The 23,107-nt window shown below is 71.3% G+C and carries 19 protein-coding genes; 10 read left to right on the top strand and 9 right to left on the bottom strand.

Annotation, left to right across the window (positions count from 1 at the left end):
- Window positions 1–25 precede the first annotated feature (25 nt).
- Window positions 26–1,630, top strand: coding sequence for a hypothetical protein (locus ACZ5T9_RS04225; protein ID WP_464834023.1), 1,605 nt, complete (start codon window positions 26–28; stop codon window positions 1,628–1,630).
- 93 nt (window positions 1,631–1,723) lie between these two features.
- Here ACZ5T9_RS04225 and ACZ5T9_RS04220 read toward each other — a convergent pair whose 3' ends face one another.
- From ACZ5T9_RS04220 to ACZ5T9_RS04205, 4 genes are all read right to left on the bottom strand, one after another.
- Window positions 1,724–2,023, bottom strand: coding sequence for a hypothetical protein (locus ACZ5T9_RS04220; protein ID WP_464834021.1), 300 nt, complete (start codon window positions 2,021–2,023; stop codon window positions 1,724–1,726).
- A 44-nt stretch (window positions 2,024–2,067) separates the two neighbouring features.
- Window positions 2,068–2,319 (bottom strand): hypothetical protein, encoded by a 252-nt coding sequence (locus tag ACZ5T9_RS04215; RefSeq protein ID WP_464834019.1) that lies wholly within the window; start codon window positions 2,317–2,319, stop codon window positions 2,068–2,070.
- A 107-nt stretch (window positions 2,320–2,426) separates the two neighbouring features.
- Window positions 2,427–3,254: an HAD family hydrolase gene (locus ACZ5T9_RS04210; RefSeq protein ID WP_464834017.1), complete on the bottom strand. Its 828-nt coding sequence runs from the start codon at window positions 3,252–3,254 to the stop codon at window positions 2,427–2,429.
- A gap of 326 nt (window positions 3,255–3,580) precedes the next feature.
- A complete protein-coding gene (locus ACZ5T9_RS04205) occupies window positions 3,581–5,704 on the bottom strand; it encodes an acetoacetate--CoA ligase (protein WP_464834015.1) in 2,124 nt (707 codons plus the stop codon).
- A gap of 416 nt (window positions 5,705–6,120) precedes the next feature.
- On the opposite strand from ACZ5T9_RS04205, the gene ACZ5T9_RS04200 reads away from it, so the two are divergent.
- Complete coding sequence (locus tag ACZ5T9_RS04200; RefSeq protein WP_464834013.1) at window positions 6,121–6,675, top strand: YkvA family protein; 555 nt, start codon at window positions 6,121–6,123, stop codon at window positions 6,673–6,675.
- 295 nt (window positions 6,676–6,970) lie between these two features.
- Here the strand turns inward: ACZ5T9_RS04200 and ACZ5T9_RS04195 are convergent, their stop codons facing one another.
- The 3 genes from ACZ5T9_RS04195 to treS form a co-directional block, all read right to left on the bottom strand.
- On the bottom strand, window positions 6,971–7,981 hold the full coding sequence (locus ACZ5T9_RS04195; protein WP_464834011.1) for an acrylyl-CoA reductase family protein: 1,011 nt from the start codon (window positions 7,979–7,981) through the stop codon (window positions 6,971–6,973).
- Between the two features lie 23 nt (window positions 7,982–8,004).
- On the bottom strand, window positions 8,005–8,973 hold the full coding sequence (locus tag ACZ5T9_RS04190) for an MBL fold metallo-hydrolase (protein WP_464834010.1): 969 nt from the start codon (window positions 8,971–8,973) through the stop codon (window positions 8,005–8,007).
- 114 nt (window positions 8,974–9,087) lie between these two features.
- Window positions 9,088–10,854 carry a maltose alpha-D-glucosyltransferase gene (gene treS / locus ACZ5T9_RS04185; RefSeq protein WP_464834008.1) on the bottom strand — a complete coding sequence of 589 codons (1,767 nt, stop codon included), beginning with the start codon at window positions 10,852–10,854 and terminating at the stop codon, window positions 9,088–9,090.
- A gap of 418 nt (window positions 10,855–11,272) precedes the next feature.
- Between treS and ACZ5T9_RS04180 the strand changes: the two genes are divergently transcribed.
- Together ACZ5T9_RS04180 and ACZ5T9_RS04175 are read left to right on the top strand one after the other, a co-directional pair.
- A complete protein-coding gene (locus ACZ5T9_RS04180; protein WP_464834006.1) occupies window positions 11,273–12,418 on the top strand; it encodes an ABC transporter ATP-binding protein in 1,146 nt (381 codons plus the stop codon).
- Between the two features lie 134 nt (window positions 12,419–12,552).
- Complete coding sequence (locus ACZ5T9_RS04175; RefSeq protein ID WP_006903135.1) at window positions 12,553–13,047, top strand: NUDIX hydrolase; 495 nt, start codon at window positions 12,553–12,555, stop codon at window positions 13,045–13,047.
- A 99-nt stretch (window positions 13,048–13,146) separates the two neighbouring features.
- Here ACZ5T9_RS04175 and ACZ5T9_RS04170 read toward each other — a convergent pair whose 3' ends face one another.
- On the bottom strand, window positions 13,147–14,112 hold the full coding sequence (locus ACZ5T9_RS04170) for a TerC family protein (protein ID WP_464834005.1): 966 nt from the start codon (window positions 14,110–14,112) through the stop codon (window positions 13,147–13,149).
- Between the two features lie 359 nt (window positions 14,113–14,471).
- Here ACZ5T9_RS04170 and ACZ5T9_RS04165 point away from each other — a divergent pair, with 359 nt between their 5' ends.
- The 5 genes from ACZ5T9_RS04165 (at window position 14,472) to ACZ5T9_RS04145 (ending at window position 21,039) form a co-directional block, all read left to right on the top strand.
- A complete protein-coding gene (locus ACZ5T9_RS04165; protein ID WP_464834004.1) occupies window positions 14,472–15,197 on the top strand; it encodes a hypothetical protein in 726 nt (241 codons plus the stop codon).
- Between the two features lie 746 nt (window positions 15,198–15,943).
- Entirely contained in the window at window positions 15,944–16,720 is a 777-nt protein-coding gene (locus ACZ5T9_RS04160; protein ID WP_464834002.1) for a DeoR/GlpR family DNA-binding transcription regulator, read from the top strand.
- Between the two features lie 44 nt (window positions 16,721–16,764).
- Window positions 16,765–18,366 carry a four-carbon acid sugar kinase family protein gene (locus ACZ5T9_RS04155; protein ID WP_464834001.1) on the top strand — a complete coding sequence of 534 codons (1,602 nt, stop codon included), beginning with the start codon at window positions 16,765–16,767 and terminating at the stop codon, window positions 18,364–18,366.
- Window positions 18,367–18,400: 34 nt separating this feature from the next.
- Window positions 18,401–19,501 carry a 4-hydroxythreonine-4-phosphate dehydrogenase PdxA gene (pdxA, locus tag ACZ5T9_RS04150; protein ID WP_464833999.1) on the top strand — a complete coding sequence of 367 codons (1,101 nt, stop codon included), beginning with the start codon at window positions 18,401–18,403 and terminating at the stop codon, window positions 19,499–19,501.
- An 86-nt stretch (window positions 19,502–19,587) separates the two neighbouring features.
- Window positions 19,588–21,039, top strand: coding sequence for a GntP family permease (locus ACZ5T9_RS04145; protein WP_464833998.1), 1,452 nt, complete (start codon window positions 19,588–19,590; stop codon window positions 21,037–21,039).
- Window positions 21,040–21,311: 272 nt separating this feature from the next.
- On the opposite strand, the gene ACZ5T9_RS04140 is transcribed toward ACZ5T9_RS04145, so the two are convergent.
- Window positions 21,312–22,190, bottom strand: coding sequence for a hypothetical protein (locus ACZ5T9_RS04140; RefSeq protein WP_464833997.1), 879 nt, complete (start codon window positions 22,188–22,190; stop codon window positions 21,312–21,314).
- A 206-nt stretch (window positions 22,191–22,396) separates the two neighbouring features.
- Between ACZ5T9_RS04140 and ACZ5T9_RS04135 the strand changes: the two genes are divergently transcribed.
- Window positions 22,397–23,059, top strand: a complete 663-nt coding sequence (locus ACZ5T9_RS04135) for a DUF1614 domain-containing protein (RefSeq protein ID WP_006903127.1) — start codon at window positions 22,397–22,399, stop codon at window positions 23,057–23,059.
- Window positions 23,060–23,107: the final 48 nt, after the last annotated feature.

Genomic DNA, 23,107 nt, shown 5'->3' with positions numbered 1-23,107 from the left:
AACTTGAGGCTGGGGGCGATCTGGGATGAAGGCCGTTCTTATTGCCAATCTTGGCCACTCGGATCTGCAACTTAAAGCCGACATCCCCGATTGGGGGTTCTGGCGCACCGACCAGCCCGACCGGCGGAGGTATATGCCCACCGAGCAACTGCGCCAACTGGCTGAACGGATGCAAGACGCCGAGTCTGCGGAGTTGCGTGCCCTGGGGCTCCCCTTTGACCTCCCCTTGCTCCGCGCCTACATCCAATTCATTCCCATGGACGAAGGGAACCCCCAGCTGGATCGGATCTACCTCATCGGCTCGGAGCAAAGGGACATCCTCCATGCAAAGGGGGATACCTATCCCCTCGCCAAGGCGCTGAAAAAGCATAGTTCGATCCTGGGCTTGCCGCCGGTCAAACCCTATGCCCTGGAATGCGATCCGTCCGATTGGTCCGGCGTATTCGACGAGATGGAAAAGCTCGTGCGGGCGATCAGCCGGGACATCAAGAAGATCAACGATGAGGTCGTGGTCTACGTCGGCCTCAGCGGCGGAACCCAGCAAATGAACTCCGCCTTGATGATTGTAGGTGCCGATGTACTGCGCCAGGAGTTCAACGTCAAAGGCTTGTACGTTCCCCGGGGCGCATTTGCCCAGCCTGTCTCGTCCATCGAAGACTACCGCCGCCGGAAGGAGGCGACAGCCTTACGGGCCCTGGTAAAGAAGTATCAGTACCACACACTGGATGAGTATCTGAGGTCTAACTTCTCCCCGGACAACCGAAGGACGCGGGCCTTGATCGAACTGGCGCGATACGGCTCGGCCCGCCTCCATTCCGACTGGGACGCCGCCCAGCGGCAGCTGATGGCCATCCGGAATCTTTTCAACCAGCTCGACGTGCCGGCCCAGATTCGATCGCATCTGACCATTTGGGATCGCGAGATCCTGAATCTTAAGAACGACACGACCCATGGCATGTCCTGGCTGCAGGAGCTGGTTTGGCATGCCGGGGTGACGCTGGAACAAGGGGTATGGTGGGCCTTTCTCGTCCGGACAACCACCTTCCGGGAACTTGCTCTACGGATGGTAGCCGCCCGACTGGGAGTTCCCTTTCGCCATCCCCTGAGGGACCGTTGCCTGCCCTCAACGTACGTAACCAACGAGTTGCGCCAGTTTGCCCGTGTCTTCGCCCAACAGCGGGATTTCAAGGTCAACGGCGTCTATGACGTGAACCTCGACGGAGAGATCAACCACATCGTGCTGGAGTGCGTCTGCGAGTTTGAACTGCAGACATCGCCAAACCCGGAGCTGCAACAGGTCTACGACTTCCTCCAGTCCTTGCGCCCGTTGGTGAGCCTTCGTAACCGGGTCGTCCATGAAGGCATGGCGGTCAACGCCGAGCAAATCTGGGCGGCCCTGAAGGACCAGCGGGAAACCGTCTTCCCGGCCGGTGCGGCGGAGACGGCGGCAGCCCAGGATCCGGGGGTTCCGGAACAGACCGCTCTCAACGCCCTGCGGAACCTGCTGGGAAAGCTCGTACAGGTGACGGTCCTCCTGGGCGGAACGGGGCCTCAGAACCCCCAGGGCCCCTACGCCGACCTCAACGAGGTGCTGGATCACATGATCGAGGCATGGTCCCGCCGGGAGTGACGGGCACCAAAAGGCCGACAGTCCTACCGACCATCTCCCAAGGTCACCGGAGGCCTGGCGTCCGTCGCCAGGCCTCCGCCCTTCCCTCATCGCTCAAGCTCGCATTGCCCTGGCATATTCCTCGAAGAACCGCAGCGCCTGGGAAGTGCTCATCGAATCGGGGTTGGCCGCCTTCTCCCGCGACACCCCACCTTCCGGCGAGAGGGGCGAGTCGGTGGCCCCTACGCACTTCAGGGCGCTGAGGTCAACCTCCCGTCCGGGTTCGATGCCCGCCTTCATGCAGGCGGTGACGTAGGCGGCGCTGGTGCCGAACAGGTTCATCCCCGTCGCCTCGGCGAAACGCCACAGGGCGTTCATGTCGGGGTGACCGGGACTGCCGTCGTACAAAAGCACCGTGGCCCCACCAAAAGACCGCTGGTCAAAAAGCTCCAGATCATCTAGCCCAAGGTCGTGAACCAGAAGAACCGGGCCCCTCGCCTGAGGTCGCTGTGCAGCCCCAGCATCTTGAGGTGCTCGAGGAGGATGCCGCCGTGCCCCTGGACGATGGGCTTGGGGAGACCCGTGGTGTCCGAGCCGTAGAGCACCCACAGCGGGTGGTCGAAGGGCACCGGCTCGAAGGTCAGCGGCCCACGCCGGCGCAGCAGCTCCGACCAGGGCAGGGTTCGTCCCAGGAAGAACCCGGCCGCCACAACGCCGCTCGCCCCGGAACCGCCCTCGGGAGCGGAGCAGCCCGTACGCCGCGACCGAGCCCAAAAGCAGCGGCAGCAAGGTTCAACGAGAATGGTTCAGACGACCCTTAAGAAGGTACGAGCCGGTGACAAGTTTTTGGCAACAAGGCCGGGAACAGGGTGTCCAAAGAACGGATGATCACCCAATCCCGGGCAACATGCTGCAGGTAGAGGCCATACCGGTCTACCAGGACGGCCTGCACACCCAGTTCTCGCACAGGCAGCACGTCGTTGAGCAGGTTGTCGCCCACGGCCAGCATCGCCTGGCGGGGAATTCCGGTGACCTGCTCCAGCAGTGGGATGATCCGTCGCCACCCCTGCGGCTTTCCTGCCTCGGTGAAGCAGTGGCTGAAAGCTCCGTCAAGCCCAAGGAGTTTCAGGATCGTCTCGGCATGGCCCCTGGCGGCGTTGGTCACCAAAACACGGAGGGGCTCACCGGGAGAGGTGAAGAAGGGCTCTTCGCGGTAGGACTCGGGCGGCGGCACCGTAACCCACGAACGAACTTCGACCATCGCCTCGAGGCATTCGTCGAGGGAGAGCCCAAACCGCAGCGCCGTGGCCGTCACCAGCATCCACATGTCCCCGAGGGCCAGATAGCGCCCCGGTGCTCCGATGTAGCCGCCGGTATCGGTGACCCGCCTCCACGGTGAAGGAGAACCGCCCTCCCAACGTACCGCCACGCCGGGTTCCAGCTGAGGGTGGCCAAGCAGGACGTCCTCGATGCGATCGTAGATTCTCCCCATTCGCAGCCGGCGGTTCACGTCGGAGAACGGAAAGGTCTCGCGCAGAAACGTGCCGCGAAGGTCCTCAGGCAGATGGGCCGCAAGGACCCGGGCATAAGCAGTGCTGTAGAGGAGGTCGTCGTACAAGGTGCCGTCGAGGTCGAAGATCACCATCCGTACCGCACCGGGCTTCGCTTGGAACGGCAGGTCCGTTCACCTCCTTCTGCTGCGACCAGGTCCCGTCCCTAGCCTACCGCGGCCTGCCGCCGCACCCGTTAAGGGCCCATCAAGGCTTGCGTAAACTTCGGCAACAAAGCCACTACCGTTTCTGCAGGCGGCGACCACAGTCCGGCCGGCGGCCGGCGGCCGGGATCCCGCTCGAAACAGAAAAATGCCGGTACCGGGCGGGGTCGCGGCCCCATTGGTACCGGCAGCTGGTATCCCTTGCGTGGGATCCCTTCCCTACGGCCTCATCGCCGCTTGACCACAACGGCTGGCCGCTACAACTGCTGGGCATATTGTTCGAAAAACGCCAGCGACTCCGGATTGCTCATCGAATCCGGGTTCACCGCCTTCTCCCGCGGAACGCCCATCAGGATCTTCTTGATCGGCACCTCCAGCTTCTTTCCGTTCAGCGTCCGCGGCACCTCGGGGACGGCCACGATGTCGTCGGGCACGTGACGGGGCGAGAGGCTCTCCCGGATGCGCTGCTTGATGCGGCTGCGCAGGGCGTCGTCCAGTTCCACCCCTTCCCGCAGCACGACGAACAGGGGCATGTAGGGCCCGCGGCCGGGTAGCTCCAGGTCGATCACCAGGCTGTCGAGGATCTCGGGGATGTCCTCCACCACCCGGTAGATCTCGCTGGTTCCCATGCGGACACCCTGGCGGTTGATGGTGGAATCGGAACGGCCGTAGATGACGACCGTGCCGCGGCGGGTGATCTTCACCCAGTCGCCGTGGCGCCAGATGCCGGGGAACATCTCGAAGTAGCTTTCCCGGTACCGCTTCCCCTCCGGATCGTTCCAGAAGAAGAGCGGCATGGAGGGCATGGGCTGGGCGATCACCAGCTCCCCGACCTGGTCCACCACGGGCCGGCCCTCCTCGTCGAAGGCCTGCACATCCGCACCGAGACAGCGGCACTGGATCTCGCCGGCATGCACCGGAAGCAGCGGGCAGCCGCCCACGAAGGCGGTGCAGAGATCGGTGCCGCCGCTGACCGACGCCACCCAGAGGTCCTTCTTGACGTGCTCGTAGAGCCACTGGAACCCTTCGGGGGAGAGGGGCGAGCCGGTGGAACCCACGCTGCGCAGGGCGCTCAGGTCCAGCTCCCGGCCCGGTTCGATGCCGGCCTTCATGCAGGCGGTAACGTAGGCGGCGCTGGTGCCGAACAGTTTCATCCCCGTGGCCTCGGCAAAGCGCCAGAGGGCATACATGTCGGGATAGCCCGGGCTCCCGTCGTAGAGCAAAACCGTCGCCCCCACCAGCAGGCCGCTGGCGAGGTAGTTCCACATCATCCAGCCCGTGGTGGTGAACCAGAAGAACCGGTCCCCCGGCCCCAGGTCGCTGTGCAGGGCCAGCATCTTGAGGTGCTCCAAGAGGATCCCGCCGTGGCCCTGGACGATGGGCTTGGGCAGGCCGGTGGTGCCCGAGCTGTAGAGGATCCACAAGGGCTGGTCGAAGGGCACCTGCTCGAAGGTCAGGGGCCCGCCCTGGCGCAGCAGGTCGGACCAGGGCAGGGTTCGTCCGGGGAAGAACCCGGCCCCGCCGCCATCCCCGGCGGGACCGCCGCCCTGTCCCGCCGGGACCGGGCCGGCGACGGCCGCCATCCCGCCGACAACCGCCCGCCCGCCCCCCTCACCCAGGTACGGCACCAGCACCGTCGCCTCCAGGGACGACAGCTGCCGCTGGAGCTCCGCCACCACCGGCCGCCGGTCGTAATCCCGGCCGTTGTAGCGGTACCCGTCAACGGCAAAAAGGATCTTCGGCTCGATCTGGCGGAAGCGGTCGGCCACGCTGGGCGCACCGAAATCGGGCGAGCAGCTGGACCAGATGGCCCCCAGGCTGGCGGTGGCCAGGAAGGCGATCAGGGCTTCGGGGATGTTGGGCAGGTAAGCCACCACCCGGTCGCCCGGCCGCACTCCCAGCTCCCGCAGCCCGCTGGCCACCGCCGCCACCTGCTGGATCAGGTCCGACCACGTCAAAATGCTCAGAGGGCGCAGTTCGGACTGGTAGATCACCGCCGGGTCCTGGGGATCCACCACCGGCCGGGCGGGCGCGCTCCCGTCCTCGCCCGGCGTTCCCTGTCCGCCCGCCCTGGCGGCCGCGGCCCGCAAGGCATGCTGGGCGTAGTTGAGGCGCGCGCCCACAAACCACCGGGCGCCCGGCATCTCCCGCCGGCCCAGCACCCTGGTGTAGGGGGCCGACGCCTGGATGCCGAAATACTCCCACAGGCTGCTCCAGAACCCTTCCAGATCCCGCACGGACCACTGCCATAGGGCCTCGTAGGTGGAGAAGGCCAGTCCCCGGTGCCGGGCTAGCCAGTCCATGTAATGGCGCATGCGGGAACGCTGCTGCAGTTCCTCGGGAGGCGACCAGAGCAGGGTGCCCTCGCTGACCGCCGCCATGACCCAACCCCCCATTGCCGGGCGGGCGACCCGCCCCCTTCATTCCTCACCGCTTTGCCGGGACCGGTTCGCCGGGCGACGGACGCTGCCCGGCAAGCCGGGTCCGGTTGGACAAAGGAGATGATAAGATCGGACAACGGTAGGACGGCGGGCACAAGCCCCGACACGCCAGGTCCCAAAGACCTGTACCCTTACGAAAGGGGTTCGCAACACCAGGCGGGGACACCTGCCGGATCTGGCCGGGGGCCGGCGGACCCGCTCGGGGAGCGGAACCGCTCCGGACAACGACAACGGTTGGCCAATTCCCGCGCACACCGGTGCAGAGACGCCAAGCGAAGGTTGGCGAAGCCTGATTCCCGAGGCGCCGGGCGGTCTGGTCCGGCCACCGACGGGATGCGAAAGGAGGGGCCGCCGCGATGGTCTCCGAGCCGGCCAGCCGAGGCCACCGCCCCCGCTCGACGGGCGCCGGGGCCCTGCGGGGGGAACGCTGGCGTCGCCTGCGGCAGCTGGCCGCCCGCCTGCCCCAGTACGCACAGCTGGCCCGCCTCATCCTGGCCCTGAACCGGCGGAACGGGGTCCCTGGTGGAGGGCGTGCCCGCCGGCTGGTTCTGGCGGGCCTCGCCTATCTCCTGGTACCCCTCGACCCGCTGCCGGGCTTTGTCCCCGTGCTGGGCCAGTTGGACGACCTGCTGGTAGCGCTCTTCACCCTGCGCCTGGCCCTGCGGTCCCTGCCCGCACCCGTTCGCTCGTCCCTGCTGCGGCAGGCAGGGCTCGACAGCGCCACCGTGGAACACGACTGGCGCCTGGTCTGGGGCCTCTCCCGCGATCTGGTGGCCGCCACCGGGCGCGGTGCCTGGCGGCTGGGACGCGGCGGGGCCCGCCTTGTCGCCCGGCTGGGGCTTCACGCCGGGGCCCGGCTGGCCCGCCGCCTGCGGGCCCGGCTGTCTCGCCGCTCCCGGGCCAGGCCGTGACCGGCCCCGTGGCGGCCCGGCATCACGGCCTACCCGGCCTGAACGGCACCCAAAACCAGGGGCAGGCTCGGCCAGCCCGGCAGGCTCCCTCGACGCCATCGCATGGACCCTCTCGTGCTCCACCCCATCCACCCCGGGGGGATGGGTCCACAGGATCCACAGGTTCCTCAGGGGCCATGAGGGCGCATCAGAGTAACATCCGGAGCCCAAGGCGGCCGGAGCCCCCGTGCCCGGAGCCGCCTCCCACCCGGGCCCCGGTGTGCGGCAGGGAACGTTCGCCGCCCGGGACGGGAGCTCACGCCACGCGGACCAGGATCCGCCCCCGCACCCGCCCGGCCAGGACGTCTGCGAAGGCCTCGGGCAGCTCGTCCAGCCCCACCTCGCGGCAGACCAGGGCGTCCAGGGCGGGCGGCCGCAAATCGCCGGCCAGCCGCTGCCAGATCCGCATGCGCAGGGGCATCGGGCAGTATACCGAGTCGATGCCCAGCAGGGAGACGCCCCGCAGGATGAAGGGGAAGACGGTGGTGTTCAGCTGGCTGCCCCCGGTGAGGCCTACGGCCGCCACGGCGCCGCCGTAACGGGTGGTCCGCAGCACATGGGCCAGGGTGTCGCCCCCCACCGCATCGATGGCGGCCGCCCAAAGCTGCTTCTCCAGCGGCTTGCCGCCCTGCACCGCCACCTCGCTGCGGGGGATGACCCGGCTGGCCCCCAGGCGCTTGAGGTATTCCACCGCGCCGTCCTTGCCCGTGCTGGCCACCACCTCATACCCGCGGCGGGCCAGGATGGCTACGGCCACAGAACCCACGCCGCCCGTGGCGCCGGTGACCAGGACCGGGCCCTGGCCCGGCGCCAGGCCGTGTTCTTCCAGGCGATGGAGGGCCAGGGCGGCGGTGAACCCTGCCGTGCCCAGGATCATCGCCTCCCGCAGGTCGAGGCCGCGGGGCAACGGCACGATCCACTGGGCGGGCACCCGGGCGTATTCGGCGTAGCCCCCGTAGTGGCTGACCCCCAGCTCGAAACCCGTCACCAGGACGGGATCCCCGGGCCGGAAGCGGGGATCGGCCGACTCCACCACCTTGCCGGCCAGGTCGATGCCCGGCACCATGGGATAGGACCGCACCACCCGGCCGTCGGGCCGGCTGGCCAGGCCGTCCTTGTAGTTGACGCCGGAATAGGCGACGCGAAGGGTGACCTCGCCCGGCGGCAGGTCGCCGGCACCCAGCGTACGCACCCCCTGGCGCAGGCTGCCGTCGCCGTCCCGCTCGACCAGGTACGCCCTGAAAGACTCCGCCACCGCTGGACTCATGGCAGGTCCCCCTTATGGATGTTTCAGGCCTTCCCCTGCGCCCGGCGCTGCAGGTAATCGGCGATGCCGAAGGCACAGATGTCCAGGTCCAGGGCCACGGCGGGTTCCACCTCAGCCCAGTCCAGGCCGTGGGCCTCCGCGTCGCGGCGGATGTGCTCGGCCAGGCGGCGGCGGGTCTCCTCCGGGCCGGCCGGCCGCCCGTCCGCCTGCCCGCAGGCCACGAACAGGGGAACTTGTTCTTCCAGGCGCTCGGCGATCTCCTCGGGCGACAGGCTGGTGGCCGCAAAATGGGGCAGCAGCATCGTGGCCGGGCGCAACTGGGGCAGCCGCCGGGCGGACTGGAGCATCAGTTCCGGGTCGAACTGGTTGGGCGCGGTGGAAGGCAGGAGGTAGTCCCGGCCCAGGCGCCGGCAAAGGGCGGGATAGCGGACCCCCGCCTCGTCGGCGGTGACCAGAGCCCCTGTGCCCTCATCCAGGATCATGTACTGGTGCCGGGCATGGCCGCCGGCACCGATGAACCGCAGCCGGTGGCCGGCCCCCAGATCCAGGGTCTCGCCGTCCTCCGGCGTGAGCATCCGCTCCGCAGCCACCGGCTCGGGCAGGCCGAAGAGGCTTTCCAGGCGATCCCCGAAGATCGCCCGGGCTCCCTGCACCAGCCGGGTCGGATCCTGCAGGTGCCGGGCGCCCCGCGGGTGGACCACCACCTGGGCCCGGGGCAGCAGCCGGGCCAGGGTACCGGCCCCCGCCGCGTGGTCCAGGTGGATGTGGGTCAGGATGATGTAGGCGATCTCGTCCCGGGGAATTCCCTGCTGCTCGAGGGCCTCCAGCCATGCCTGGACGCCGGCCCGGCCGCCCGTCTCGATCAGCGCCGGGCGGGGTGCCCGGATGAGGAACCCGGCCGTGCGCTCGGCCTGGCCGCCCTCCCGCAGGTCTACAACGAAGGTGTCGGGGGCCACCCAACCGGCCCCGCGGTCGCTTACGTTGGCGGTCACGGCCCCGCCCCCTCTGCTTGCCATCTTCCAGCAGGGATACATTACGCGAACCGGCGGCCGGTGCCTGCCGGCAGGCCGCGCGGGAGGCGGGCCACATACCGCGGGCGTGCCCCGTTACAACCCGGCCGGTGGCCGGCGCAGGACGAACCAGTAGAACCCGTGGGGGCCCAGGGTCAGAAAGTACGGCTCCTCCCCCACCGGGGGCAGGGCCGAGCCGCCGAAGGCGTCGGCAGGTATGGCGCCCCGGTACGGCCCGAGGCCAAGCCGGACCCCCTGGACGTAGCGGGACAGGTTGGCCACCACCAGAACCGCCAGATCGCCGTGGCGCCGGATGAAGGCCAGCACCCGGGGATTGTCGGCCTCGACCAGCTCCAGGCTGCCGCGGCCCAGCGCCGGCAGACCCTTGCGCACGGCGATGAGCCGCCGCATCCAGTTGAGCAGCGAGTCCGAGCTGGCCAGCTGGGCCTCGACGTTGACCGCCTCGTAGTGATAGGCCGGGTCGACCACCACCGGCGCGCAGAGCCGCTGGGGGTTGGCCGGTGAGAAGCCCGCATTGCGCCCGCCGCTCCATTGCATCGGCGTGCGCACCGCATGCCGGTCGGGCAGGTAGATGTTGTCGCCCATGCCGATCTCGTCCCCGTAGTAGATCACCGGCGTGCCGGGCAGGGAGAAGAGGAGGCCGTAGGCCAGCTCGATCCGCCGCCGGTCGTTGCCCAGCAAAGGCGCCAGCCGGCGCCGGATGCCCAGGTTGACCCGGGCCTGGGGATCGGGCGCATAGGCGTCAAGGAGCGCTGCCCGTTCCTCCGGCGTCACCATCTCCAGGCTCAGCTCGTCGTGGTTGCGGAGGAACACGGCCCACTGGCAGGCCGGGGCGATGGCCGGCGCGTCCCGCAGCACCTGCTCCAGCGGCCGGGCCTCTTCCCGGGCCAGGGCGAGGAACAGCCGGGGCATCAGGGGGAAGTGGAAGGCCATGTGGCACTCGTCCCCCTGCAGGTAGCGGGCCAGTTCGGCCGGCGGCTCGTTGGCCTCGGCCAGCAGCACCCGCTCGCCGTAACGGGACTCCACGTGGGCGCGGAACTCGCGGACGAAGTCGTGGGTCGCGGGCAAACCCGCACAGGTGGTGCCCTCGGCCTCGTAGAGGTACGAGACGGCATCCAGCCGGAACCCATCGACGCCCAGGCGCAACCAGAAATCCGCCACCCGCAGCATGGCCCGGCGCACCAGGGGATTTTCATAGTTCAGGTCGGGCTGGTGGGCATAGAAGCGGTGCCAGTAGTAGGCCTGGGCCACGGGGTCCCAGGTCCAGTTGCCCTCTTCGTAGTCGGGGAAGATCACCCGGACCCCGCGGTAGCGGTCGGGCGTGTCGCTCCAGACGTAGAAGTTGCGCCACGGGCTGCCCGGCCGGGCGCGCCGGGCCCGCTGGAACCAGCGGTGCTGCCGGGAGGTGTGGTTCAGCACCAGGTCGATGATCACCCGCAGCCCGCGGCGGTGGGCTTCCGCCAGGAACCGCTTGAAGTCGCCCAGCGTGCCGTAGGCCGGGTGGACCGCCGTGTAGTCCGCCACGTCGTAGCCGTCGTCCGCCAGGGGCGACGGGTAGAAGGGCAGGAGCCAGAGCGCCGTGACGCCCAGGTCCTGCAGGTAGTCCAGCCTGGCCGTCAGGCCACGGAAGTCGCCGGTGCCGTCGCCGTTGCCGTCGAAGAAGGTGCGCACGTGCAGCTCATAGATGATGGCATCCTTGTACCACAGCGTGGGTGGAACCGGCCCCCCGGCCGGCCCCCGGCCGTCCGCCGCTGCCCGAACCTGCAGCACGGTACCGGCCGCTCCCCCTTGCGCCACCCCTTGCCGGGGATGGCCGGCAGCCTGTCCCTCCGGCGCCTGCACGCCAGCGGTCCCTCCCACCGGCTGGGTCGAAGCACTGTCCGGGTTGCCAGGGCCCTCCCGGGATGCCCGGGGCAACATCCTATGCAGCGGCCGGAAGGCCGGTCAAGGGCCGGGGTACCCCCTGGACATGCCCTGACAGGGCAGGGAACCGCTGATCTCCGCCGGCCTGGCCCGCGCGCTCGCCTTTACACCGCCGGGCGCCCGCTCACCTTTCCGCATGCCACCACCCGCCCCCGCGCCCGGCCCCTCCACCCTGCGTCACCCGCAGGTATGTTTGTCACCGCCGCTTCCGGCAGCGCCGCCCCCTCGACGTCGGTGGAGACGCGGCCTGTCGGCGCGGTGTCAAGCCCCTATAGGCAGGATTTCAGGCCGCTACAACGAATGTGCTAATGTTCGCATCGATTGGAGGAATCCTGCCATGGCAAAGGTCCGGCTGGTGGACGTAACGAAGCGCTTTGGCTCCACCGTGGCGGTCGACCGGGTCTCGCTGGACATCGCCGACGGGGAGTTCCTGGTCCTGGTGGGGCCTTCGGGTTGCGGGAAGTCCACGCTCTTGCGGCTCATCGCGGGCCTGGAAGACGTGACCGAGGGCCAGGTGTACATCGGTGACCGGGTGGTCAATGACGTGCCGCCCAAGGACCGGGACGTGGCCATGGTCTTCCAGAATTACGCCCTCTATCCCCACATGACCGTCTACGACAACATGGCCTTCGGCCTGCGGATGCGCAAGGTGCCGCGGGACGAGATCGACCGCCGGGTGCGCCAGGCGGCGGAGACCCTGGGCCTGACCAACCTGCTGCGCCGGCGTCCTGCCCAGCTCTCGGGCGGCCAGCGCCAGCGGGTGGCCCTGGGCCGGGCCATCGTCCGCGATCCCAAGGTGTTCCTGATGGACGAGCCCCTCTCCAACCTGGACGCCCAGCTCCGGGTGCAGATGCGCACGGAGCTGGCCCGCCTGCACCAGCGCCTGGGTACCACCACGATCTACGTCACCCACGATCAGGTGGAGGCCATGACCCTGGGTGACCGCATCGCCGTGCTGCGGGACGGCAGGCTGCAGCAGGTGGCCACGCCCCAGGAGATCTACGCCCGCCCGGCCAACGTCTTCGTCGCCTCCTTCATCGGCTCGCCGCCGATGAACTTCATCCGCGGTGTGGTGGAACAGGTCGACGGGGAGGTACGCTTCGCAGGCGGCGGCTTGATCTGCCGGCTGGAGGGCGAGCTGGCCGAAGTGGCCGGAGCTTACCTGCCCTCCGGGGACGGCCGCCGGCGGGAAGTGCTCCTGGGCGTCCGGCCCGAACACATTCACGCCCGGCCGGCCGAGGGCAGCGCCGTGCCCGGTGAGGCCCACCTGGTGGCCACCGCCGAGGTGGTCGAACCGCTGGGCGCCGAGACCTTCGTATACGTGACGGCAGGGGCGACGTCCCTGACGGTGCGGGTCGACCCGCGCCTGACGGTGCGCCCCGGCGACCGGCTGGCGCTGGCCCTGGACGGCGAGCATCTGCACCTGTTCGACGCCGCCACCGAGCAGTCCCTGCGGGAACTGGCCGCGCTGGTCCCGGCGTAGCGTACCGGTGTCGCGGTAAACCGTCGGCAAGATCGCAGGCCGAGGTCACCATGGCAGAGCGTGGCATGGGCGATGGAACAGCGTGGCACGGCGCATGGCGATCACGTCGGCAAGACAAGGAGGGCCAGGACCGGGTGCTGAGCTTTGATACGGACGGCGTGCGTTTCAACCTGCGGGTCGCCGGCGTGATCCTCGCCGGCGACCATGTTCTTCTTCACCAGATCGCCGGCACCGATTACTGGATCCTGCCCGGTGGCCGGGTCGAAGGGGGCGAGGCGACGAGTGCTGCTCTGCACCGGGAACTGCAGGAGGAGCTCGGCGTCAACGTCCAGGTGGGCCGCCTGCTCTGGGTTGTGGAATCCTTCTTTACCTTGCAAGGGCGGCGGTTTCATGAGCTGGGGTTCTACTACCGGGTGACGTTGCCCGGTTCCCCGGGCGGACGGGTCCCGGCGCGGGGGCAATCCAGCCACCGGCAGGATGGGTCCAACCTGCTCACCTTCCGCTGGTTCTCCCTTGGTGACCTCGGCCACGGCGTGCGGCTCTTGCCGCCCGTCCTGGGCGCAGCGCTGGCCCACCCGCCCCTGACCACCCGTCACCTGGTGTACCGGGACGAACCGGCCGATTCCTAGCACCCTGCGCCAACGGACTTCGGCTTTGCCCCTCCGCCGGGGGTTCGCCGGCCCGGGCCACGGCCATGGAACGAGCCTCCTTACCACGGGGCTCGCGGCTCATGCCTCGCTGGGGGGTGGGTCCTGCGGCTTGCGAGGGCGCCGCGCCACGGCCGGTGCCACCGGTGCCGGCATGGGCCCGTCCCCGGACCCGCCGGCCCCCAAGCCGCTGCGGGTTGCGGTGCCGCCGGCACGCGGGCTGGGGAGCGGTTCGGGCGGCGGGGAGGAGAACCGGCCGTCCGCAGGGCCCCCGTGGGAGGATGAGGGCCGTTTGCCGGGTTCGTCCGGCACCGCACCGGCCGTGTGGAACCCGGCGCCAGCGGGCGCGGTCCCTGCGGCCACCTCCGGCGTGGGCACCGTACCCTGCCGCCGGCTCTGCAGAATGAAGTATCCCGTCACCAGCAGCGTCGCAGCCACGTGGGCCGCCAGGAGCACCCTTTCGGGCACACCGGCCAGGGCCTCGTGCACAAGCCGGTCCTCGAGCAGCATCTCCACGGCCACCCACACCAGGATGCCGGCGCCCACGTAGATCAGCCACGGCCACCGGTCCATGAGCCCGCTGAGGAGCGAACTGCCCCAGATGATCAGCGGCACCGACAGGGCGAGCCCCATGACCAGCAGCCCCAGATGACCGCCCGAGACGCCGACCAGGGCGAGCACGTTGTCGAGGGACATCACCACGTCGGCCAGGATGATGGTCTGGACCGCCTCCCAGACACTGGCCGCTTCACGCACGTTCTCGTGGCCGCCGTGGTCGTCGACCACCAGCTTGCGGGCGATCCACAGCAGGAGCAGCCCGCCCACCACCTGCAGCAACGGGATGTGGAGCAGCCACGTGACCGCCGCCGCCAGCGCCAGGCGCAACCCCACGGCGCCGCCGGCGCCGAGCAGGATGGCCTGCCGGCGCATGCGCCCGTGCAGGCGGCGGGCCGCCAGGGCGATGACCACCGCGTTGTCACCGGCCAGCAGCAGATCTACAAATACAAGCCCAAAGAACCGCGCCGCCTGTTCCCAGAGATCTGCCACCCATCATGCCTCCCGGGAGGATCCAGCAGGTTGGCCCGCCGCCGTTGCGAAGCGCCGTGCCCCGATGCCGTGGGCGGCTCCGGCGGCGTTACCTATAACGTATAACGTACCACTGTTGGACAGGGTGAGGCGGGCGCGGGACTGGCCATACTTGCAGGTAAGAGGGCGTGGACCCGCCGGCTCCGGACCACGGGCTGGGGCGCACCGGCGGGCGTCCTGGTCATTCCATGGAGCGGGCCGCCGGGCCGCCGGTGAAGGGGTCGGGCGATGCGCTCCGATCCCACGCCCGTTTCCGGAAAACGGGGCGACCGGCTGCGATCTTGGTCGCCGGCGGGGGATCGGGTCAGGGGGGAGGCGGCATGGAAGCGGGAGTGCAAGGCACCGGTCGAACACGCACCGGCGGCGCGGGGCGCGGTCCTGCCGCCGACAGCTGGCGCTGGGCGGGCCGGCTGCTGGTGGCGGGAGGCCTGCTGGCGGCGGCGAGCACCGTCCTGCACCCCGTCACCTTGGACCCGGGCAACGCGGCGGAGGTGCTGGAGGCGGTGCGCCGGGCCCCCGAACGCTGGGTTGCGGTCCACGTGGGTCTGGGCCTTGGGGTGGCCGCCTGGTCCCTGGGCTGGTTCCTGGTGTACCAGGGCCTGCGCGAGGCGGGCCGTGCCCGCTGGAGCGGCACCGGCGCCATGCTGGCCACGGCAGCGCTGGCCGTGTGGCTGCCGCTGCTGGCGCTGGAAGCCGCCGGGCTCCCCCTTTTGGCCCGGGCCGCGCGCCCGGATGAAAGCCCCCTCTGGTTTGATGTGGCCTGGCCGGCCACCCTGGCGGGTGGGTACGTGGCCACCTGGCTCTACTGGCTGGCGGGGATGGCGGCGGCCTGGGATCTGGCCTCCTTGGCCCCCACCGGGGGTCCCCGGGTTTCCCGGAGCATGGCCCTGGCCGCCCTGCTGCCTGGGCTGCCCGGCATGGTGCTGGCCTGGCTCTTCCCCCATGCGGCCGTTCCCCTGCTGCTGGCGTCCCTGATCCCGGGCGCCCTGTGGGCGCTGGTTCTGGCGTGGCGCCTGGCCAGGGGACCCGGCGGCAGCCGGCGCTGAGCCGCGCCGGCTGGCCAGCCACCGGCCGGATCCACGCCGCCGATCCCTCAGCAACGCTCCCGGTATCCGTTACCTGGCGCCCCCAACGGGCCGGTGGCCTCGCTTGCGGGCACGTCCCGGGTCCGGCCGGGACTCCGGCCTCCGCTGCCTAGCACCATTCCAGACGGGCCAGACTGGCCTCCGGGCACCATTCCGGCCTGGCCTGATCGCGCCGCCCGCAGCCGCTCGCCGCACGTTCTTCCCCTCCGCCCCCGCGTTGCGCCCTGGCCATCCTCCGCGACGACTGCCCGCCGACCTCCATCCCCGGCCCGCCCGAGCCGCCTGCCGGCTCCGCCCTCCCCGCGCGGGGCCCGCCGGGCGGTCCGCTCCGTCCCCGGCATGCGGCATGCTTGGATCCCAAGCCAGCCATTTCCGCCCGTGAAATCGCCCCTACCGGCAGGAACGGCCCGGCGAACCGCGAAGAGCCGCACATGAACAAACATTATCGATAATACCTGAACACTTAGTCGAACATGTTAGATCAACACCCGGCCCCTGGGATGGCCTCGCCCCTGTGGCAGCCTTCGCGGCAGGCCCACGGCGGCCTCGGCCGCGAGGTGGCGCCAGGGCGGCCCGCGGCGGTCTCCACCCCCAGGCAGCCCCGAAGCGCCCCCACGGCGCCTTGCCCCCCAGGCAGCCCCAAGGTGCGGCCCGCGGCGGCCCGGGGGCCCGGCCCCGGAGCCGGGCCGGGCAGGAGCGATGTCACCATGCTGGCCGAAGAACGGCGCCGGCAAGTCCTGCAGTGGCTGGAAGCCGAAGGGCGGCTTGAGGTCAGCGAGGTGGCCCGGCGCCTGGCCGTCTCCCCCATGACCGTACGGCGCGACCTGGAGCGCCTGGAGGCGGACGGGTTGCTGGTGCGCACCCACGGCGGTGCCCTGCCCGTGGGCGCCGTCACGCCCAGGGAACTGCCCTACGCTACCAAGCGGGCCCGGCAGGTGGAGGCGAAGCGCAAGATCGGCCGGGCGGCGGCGGCCCTGATCCGCCCCGGCGAGACGGTGATCCTGGATGCCGGTTCGACCACGCTGGAGATCGCCCGCCACCTGCCGCCCCGGATCACCCTCAAGGTGGTGACCAACGACCTCTTGATCGCCCGGGAGCTGGCGGATCGCGAGGGCGTCGACGTGTACGTGACAGGCGGCCAGGTGCGCCGGGGTGTCTACAGCCTGCAGGGGCCCGAAACGGAGGCTTACCTGCGCGCCACCCACGTGGACCGGGCCTTCGTGGGGGCCGACGGGGTCGACGTGGCCTACGGCGTGTCCACCACCAACCGGCAGAAGGTGCCGGTGAAACAGGCCATGCTGGCCGCCGCCGAGCGGTCCTACGTGGTGGCCGACCACAGCAAGCTGGGGCGGCGCGCCTTTGCCCGGTTTGCCGGGATCGACCAGATCGGCACCCTGATCTGCGACGACCAGGCCCAGGCGTCCGCCGCCGTGCAGCTGGAGGCCCTGGCGGAAGCGGGCGTCGAGGTGGTGCTGGCCCCGTGACGGTCATCCCCGCTCCCGGACCCAGGGAAGGGAGAGATCCCGGCATGTTCGGACTGGTGGCCGACGACGTGACCGGTGCCAACGCCACCGCGGCCCGGGTGGCCGCGCGGGCCGGTGTTGCCGGCCGGGTGGTCCTGCACCCCCTGCCCCTGGCGGGCCCTGCCGCCGGGCTCGCCCCGGCCGGTGCGGCGCTCCTGGTGGCGCCCACCCACTCCCGGGCGGTCGAACCGGCCGTGGCGCGCCGGCGCGTGCGGGCGGCGTTTCAGGCCCTCCGGAGCGCCGGGTGCCGGTTCTTCGGCAAGCGCATCGACAGCACCCTGCGGGGCAACCTGGGAGCCGAGCTGGCGGGTGCCCTGGAGGCCCTGCCCGGGCACCTGGCCGTGGTGGTGGCCGCCTTCCCTGCCTCCGGACGCGCCACGGTGGGCGGGCGGCTCCTGGTCAACGGGGTCCCGCTGCTGGTGACGGAGGCCGCCCGCGATCCCCTCACCCCCGTGACGGACGACCACGTGGCCCGGCTGCTCGCCGCCCAGAGCGGCCTGCCCGCTGTCTACCTGCCGCCGGACGGCGAAGGCTACGACCACCGCCTGCCGGAGCGGCTGCGTGAGCTCCACCGGGCGGGCACCCGGGTGGTCGTCCTGGACGCGGCCCGGGATGAGGACATCGAAACCCTGGCCGCCCTGGTGGCCCGGGCCCCCATCCCCGTCCTGGCCGTCGACCCGGGGCCCTTCTTTGCGGCCTGGGTCGCCCACCGGCTGGGGGAACGGCCCAGCGAGGGCGTGGCCGGTGCGGACCACCACCGTGAGCTGGCCACCCCGGCCTCTCGGGCCGCCTCGCCTGCCGCCCCGCCGGCAGCGGGTCGACCTGGCGGGCCGGCATCCCCCGCCTCCCCGGGGGCTGCAGGCGCCGGCGCGGGTCCCTGGCTGGTGGTGGCGGGAAGCCTCACGGACCTGACCCAGCGCCAGCTGGCCGCCGTGACCCGGCGCTGGCCGGTGCCGCGCCTCCACGCCGCGCTGCCCCAGCTGCTGGCCGATCCCGTCGCTGCAGCCCAGACCCTGCTCCCGCAGGTCGAGGCCGCCCTGGCCCGCTGGGGGGTGGCGGTGGTGGAGACGGACCGCTCGGCGGCGACAACCCGGCCAACCCGGCCCCCCGCGGGGTCGCCCGCAGCGGCTGCCCGGAACGCCGGGCGCTCCGGCGGCGCCATTCCGGAAGGCCTGGCCCGGCAGGTGGCCCGCCAGCTGGGGACCCTGGCCGCCACCCTGGTGGACCGCCTCCCCGCCCTGGCGGGGCTCGTGCTGACCGGTGGCGATACCGCGGCGGCGGTGGCGGCGGCGCTGGGGGCCGGTGCCTTGCAGGTGACCGGCGAGCTGGCGCCCCTGGTGGCGGCCGGCTCCCTGGAAGGCGGGCGGCGGCCGGGGCTGGCGGTCATCACCAAGGGCGGGCTGGTGGGGGACGAGGACCTTCTGGTCCACCTGCTGGAGCCGCGGGTCCGCCCCCTGGCGAAGGGGACGGCAGCCGCCGCGGAGGGGCCGGGGCCACCCCGAGGGCCGGGGTCGCCCCACCCTGATCCGGGCGGCCGGTCCCAGGCCGCCGCCGGGGCAAGGCCTCCCCGCCCCCAAACCGGGACCTCACCCGGCCGAATCCCCTGAAGCCCGCCGGATGCCACGAAGGAGGTGCAGGAGCATGCCAAGCGACCCCTACCACCCCACGCCCCGCGACGGCCGCCCCCTGGTGGCCATCACCCTGGGCGACCCCGCGGGCATCGGGCCGGAGATCGTGGTCAAGGCGCTGGCCGATCCCGGAGTCTACCAGGAGCTGCGCCCGCTGGTCATCGGTGATCGCGGCGCGGTGGAGCGGGCCCGCACCCTGGTGCCCGGAGCGCCGGCGGTGCGGGTCGTCACCCGGCCGGCGGAAGGCGCTTACACCCCCGGCACGCTGGATCTGGTCGACCTGGCCAACGTGCCCCCGGACCTGGCCCTGGGCCAGGTGCAGGCCGCGGCGGGCCGCGCCGCCTACCAGTACATCGAGCGGGCGGTGGCCTGGGCGCTGGCCGGACAGGTGGATGCCGTGGCCACGGCACCCATCCACAAAGAGGCTCTGCGGGCGGCCGGCGTCCCGCACATCGGGCACACGGAGATCTTTGCGGAGCTGACCGGCTCGCCCGACCCCCTGACCATGTTCGAGGTGGCGGGCATCCGGATCTTCTTCCTGACCCGCCACGTCTCCCTGCGCCAGGCCCTCGACCTGGTGCGCAAGGACCGCATCGTGGCCACGGCCCGCGCCGCTTTGGAACACCTGCGGAACCTGGGCATCGCCCGGCCGCGGCTGGCCGTGGCCGCCCTCAACCCTCACGCCGGCGACGGCGGCCTGCTGGGCCGGGAGGAGATCGACGAGATCGCCCCGGCCGTCCAGGCCCTGCAGCAGGAGGGCCACCAGGTGGTGGGGCCCGTGCCGGCCGATTCGGTCTTCCACCTGGCGCGGCAGGGGGCCTTCGACGCGGTCCTGTCCCTTTACCACGACCAGGGGCACATCGCCGCCAAGAGCATGGACTTCGAGGGCACCGTCAGCGTGACCCTGGGCCTGCCCTTCATCCGCACGTCGGTCGACCACGGCACCGCCTTCGACATCGCGGGAACGGGCAAGGCCAGTGCCGTCAGCATGAAGCGGGCCATCCTGGCCGCCGGGCGCCTGGCCGCAGGACGGCCGGGTGCGGGGCGGGCGGGTACGGGGCACCGGGTGGCCGGCGGTCGCCCGGCGGCCGGACAGGAGGAGGCCGGGCTGTAATCCGCCCGGCCGGCGGACACGAGGCCGGGGGCCGGTTCCTCCCCCGCGGACGAACCGGCGCCCGCCGAGAGGGGAGCGTGACCTGTATGCACGGGGACGGAACGCAGATGGTCCTGGGCCTGGTGCTGGGCGTGGCCGTCCTGATCTTCCTGGTGTTGCGGACCAAGATCCACACCTTCCTGGCGCTGATCGCCGCCGCCGCCCTGACGGGCCTGGTGGGCGGGATGGCGCCGGGCGATCTGGCCCAGGCCATCACCCAGGGTTTCGGCAACACCCTGGCCAGCATCGGCATCGTCATCGGCTTTGGCGTCATGCTGGGGCGGATCCTGGAGGTGACCGGCGCCGCCCAGCGCATGGCTCTGACCTTCCTCCGGCTCTTCGGGCGCGGGCGGGAGGAGTGGGCGCTGGGGGCGACGGGGGCGGTGGTGTCCATTCCGATCTTCTGCGACTCGGGCTTCGTCATCCTCTCGCCGCTGGCCCGGGCCCTGGCCCGGGAGGCGGGCAAGCCCGTCCTGGGCCTGGGCGTGGCCCTGGCGGCCGGCCTGATGGCCACCCACCACCTGGTGCCGCCCACGCCGGGGCCTCTGGCCGCGGCCGGCACCTTCGGTGTCGACATGGGCCTGATGATCTTCTGGGGCCTGGTGATCGCCCTTCCGGTCTACGTGGTGACCATGCTCTACGCCCGGTGGATCGGCCGCTGGGCGGCGGCCCGGGGCATCACCGTGGAACGCGGTGCTGCGGCGCGGGCGGCGGGTTCCCGGGCGCAGGCGGCCACCACCGGCATGGCGCCCATCACCGGCGGGTCGGGAGCGGACGCTGCGGCCGGGACGGCCGCCGGCTGGGGCTCCGGGCTCGCCGGCACGGGCGGAGACGACGGCCTGCCCGGCGCCTGGCGCGCCTTCGCCCCCATCGTGGTGCCGGTGCTGCTGATCTTCCTCAACACGACGCTGACAGCCCTTCAGGCTCAAGGGACCCTGGCCAGTTACCTGATCTTCCTCGGCCACCCCGTGATCGCCGTGGCCATCGGCCTGCTGCTGGCCGTCTACGGCCTGATGGGTCGCGCCCCGCGGGAAGAGGTCCTGAAGCGGGTGGAAGAAGGGGTGGCGTCGGCCGGCATCATCATCCTGGTCACCGGCGCCGGCGGCGCGCTGGGCAACGTGCTGCGGGCCAGCGGGACCGGCGACTTCATCGCCCAGCAGATCGCCCAGATGCCGCTGCCGCCGCTGCTGCTGCCCTTCCTGGTGGCGACCCTGGTGCGGCTGGTCCAGGGCAGCGGCACCGTGGCCATGGTGACCGCCGCCTCCATCACCGCCCCCATCCTGGCCTCGCTGGACGTGGCGCCGGTGATGGCCGCCCAGGCGGCCGCCGTGGGGTCCATGGTCTTCTCGTACTTCAACGACAGCTACTTCTGGGTGATCAACCGCACCCTGGGCATCACGGACGTGAAGACCCAGATCCTCACCTGGTCCGTGCCCTCCACCCTGGGCTGGCTGGCGGGGCTGGTCACGCTGCTGGTGGTCAACGGCCTGTTCTTCTGACGGGCGAACCGGCGCGGCCGGTAAGAGCGGCCTGAGGCGGATGCCCCGCCGGGGAAATCGGGGCACCCCGTCGGCCCGGTGAACGCGGCGGGGCGGGTCTTCCGAAGACCCGCCCCGCCTGCTCTCCTGGGCGGGGACACCGGCGGCGGAGGGCGCCGGCGGCAAAGCCCGGTGACGGCGCCAGGGCCTAGGGTGGTGCACCTGGGCCGGTCCCGGCCTGCCGCCCCCGCGCCACCGAGGGGCGTCCCCCGGCCGGCTGTCCCGGAGAGGCGTCAGGTCCGGGCGTACGCCCGCTGCGCGTAGGCCTCGTGGCTTCCGGCGTGGCCCGCCGTGTGACCGTAGGCCTGTTGACCGTAGGCCTGCTGCCCGTACGGTGCCTGGAACCCGGAGGCGAAGCCGCCCTGGCCATGGGTGCCGTAGGCACCGGCGCCACCGTGGGCCGCCTGATGCATGCCCGCACCGGCCGTGGCGAAGCCGCGCTGGGCCGGCACCAGGCCCTGCGCCGCCACGGCCTGCCCCACCTGCATCAGCTGGTGCAGCTTCTGGGTGTACTCCTGCACGGCGTGCTGGTCGATGGGCGGCGAGGCGTACACCTGGTGCTGCTCGAGCCAGCGGTAGTGGTCCATGGCCATGCGCAGGTGCTCACCGGCCAGCTGGTACAGGTACGAGCGGGCCGGCTCGCCGCACTCGGTGGCCCCCCAGATGCACTGGACGGCGAAGGTCTTGCACGTGCGCAGGCAGTCGGAGGCCAGGGCGATGTCCAGGGGCTGCCCCTGGATGCCGGCCGCGCCGTAGACCTGGTTCGTCCCGTGGGCCTGGGGCTGGGACTGCCAGGTCGCGCCGCCGCCGGCCTGCCACTGGGCCTGATAGGGCGACTGCCAGGCGGCCGCCGGCCACTGCCAGGAACCGGCCTGCCCCTGCTGGCCGTCCTGGCCGTACCGGCCGTGGGTCCCGTAGCCGCCCTGTTCCTGCAGGAAGCCCATCAGCCGCTGGGCGGCCTGCTGGAACTCCCCGGCGTGCCGCTCCAGGGTCTGGCGCAGCGTGCTGTCCTGGCAGCTTCCGGCCAGGGCACGCAGCTTGGCCCCGGCGACGGCGTGGTCCCGGCAGAGTTCCCACAGCTCGGCCGCCTGGTGCTGGGCCATCTGGGGCATGAGCGTCCCTCCTCGGGGGATGGATTTGGCACTCGGCACGAACCCGCGCCCGCGGCCGCCCCTAGTATGCGCCCGCCGCCCCGCGGCCAAGGATGGTATGATGATGGCGATTACCACCAGCAGGCGGCGCGGCCGGGCCGTACAAGGCACCGGCGTGATGGGCCCGGCGGGCCCGGGCGGGCCGCCGGGGACCGGGAGGTCAGGCCGTGCCCCTCTTGCCCCTTCTGTTGTTTTTCCTGCTCTCGCTGCCGATGCTGTTCTTCTTGACGTATGCCCAGGTGGCCGCGCTGTCCTTTGCGCGCCTGGGCTTGAGTCCTGCCGGCGCCTTCCTGCTGTTTGCGCTGTCTCTGGTCGGTAGCGGCATCAACCTGCCCCTGCGGCGGGAGCGGGTGCCCCTGGATCCGCCGCCGGTTCCACCCATCGCCTTCTTCTGGCTTTTCCCCATGGTGCAGCCGCCGCGGGTGGCGGAGCGTGTTCTGGCCATCAACGTGGGCGGCGCGGTGATCCCCACCTTGTTCAGCCTGTTCCTGCTGGGCGCGGGCCGCGCGCCCCTGGTGGCTGCCCTCGTGGCGACGGTTCTGGTGGCGGCGGTGGCCAAGGCCCTGGCGCGGCCCGTACCGGGACGCGGCATCGTCCTGCCTGCCTTCATTCCGCCGCTGGCGGCGGTGGTCATCACCCTGCTGGTGGCGCCACCCGGCAGCCGCGCCGCCGTGGCGTACGTGGCCGGCACCCTGGGCACCCTGGTGGGCGCCGACCTCCTGAACCTGCGGGCCCTGGACCGCATGGGTCCGGGGATGTTGAGCATCGGCGGCGCGGGGGTCTTCGACGGGATCTTCCTGGTGGGCGTGCTGGCCGCCTTTCTGGCTTGAGGCGTGATGTGGCGTCCGGGCACCGGCCTGGCGGCGGAGCGGCATGGG

The sequence above is a fragment of the Thermaerobacter nagasakiensis genome (assembly GCF_055396825.1).
This window is presented reverse-complemented; position numbering and strand designations above follow the sequence as displayed.

Coding starts and splice junctions, on each gene's coding strand:
- ACZ5T9_RS04225 (WP_464834023.1), top strand. CDS start 26: ATGAAGGCCGTTCTTATTGCCAATCTTGGCCACTCGGATCTGCAACTT.
- ACZ5T9_RS04210 (WP_464834017.1), bottom strand. CDS start 3,254: ATGGTGATCTTCGACCTCGACGGCACCTTGTACGACGACCTCCTCTAC.
- ACZ5T9_RS04205 (WP_464834015.1), bottom strand. CDS start 5,704: ATGGCGGCGGTCAGCGAGGGCACCCTGCTCTGGTCGCCTCCCGAGGAA.
- ACZ5T9_RS04200 (WP_464834013.1), top strand. CDS start 6,121: ATGGTCTCCGAGCCGGCCAGCCGAGGCCACCGCCCCCGCTCGACGGGC.
- ACZ5T9_RS04195 (WP_464834011.1), bottom strand. CDS start 7,981: ATGAGTCCAGCGGTGGCGGAGTCTTTCAGGGCGTACCTGGTCGAGCGG.
- ACZ5T9_RS04180 (WP_464834006.1), top strand. CDS start 11,273: ATGGCAAAGGTCCGGCTGGTGGACGTAACGAAGCGCTTTGGCTCCACC.
- ACZ5T9_RS04165 (WP_464834004.1), top strand. CDS start 14,472: ATGGAAGCGGGAGTGCAAGGCACCGGTCGAACACGCACCGGCGGCGCG.
- ACZ5T9_RS04160 (WP_464834002.1), top strand. CDS start 15,944: ATGCTGGCCGAAGAACGGCGCCGGCAAGTCCTGCAGTGGCTGGAAGCC.
- ACZ5T9_RS04155 (WP_464834001.1), top strand. CDS start 16,765: ATGTTCGGACTGGTGGCCGACGACGTGACCGGTGCCAACGCCACCGCG.
- pdxA (WP_464833999.1), top strand. CDS start 18,401: ATGCCAAGCGACCCCTACCACCCCACGCCCCGCGACGGCCGCCCCCTG.
- ACZ5T9_RS04145 (WP_464833998.1), top strand. CDS start 19,588: ATGCACGGGGACGGAACGCAGATGGTCCTGGGCCTGGTGCTGGGCGTG.
- ACZ5T9_RS04140 (WP_464833997.1), bottom strand. CDS start 22,190: ATGCCCCAGATGGCCCAGCACCAGGCGGCCGAGCTGTGGGAACTCTGC.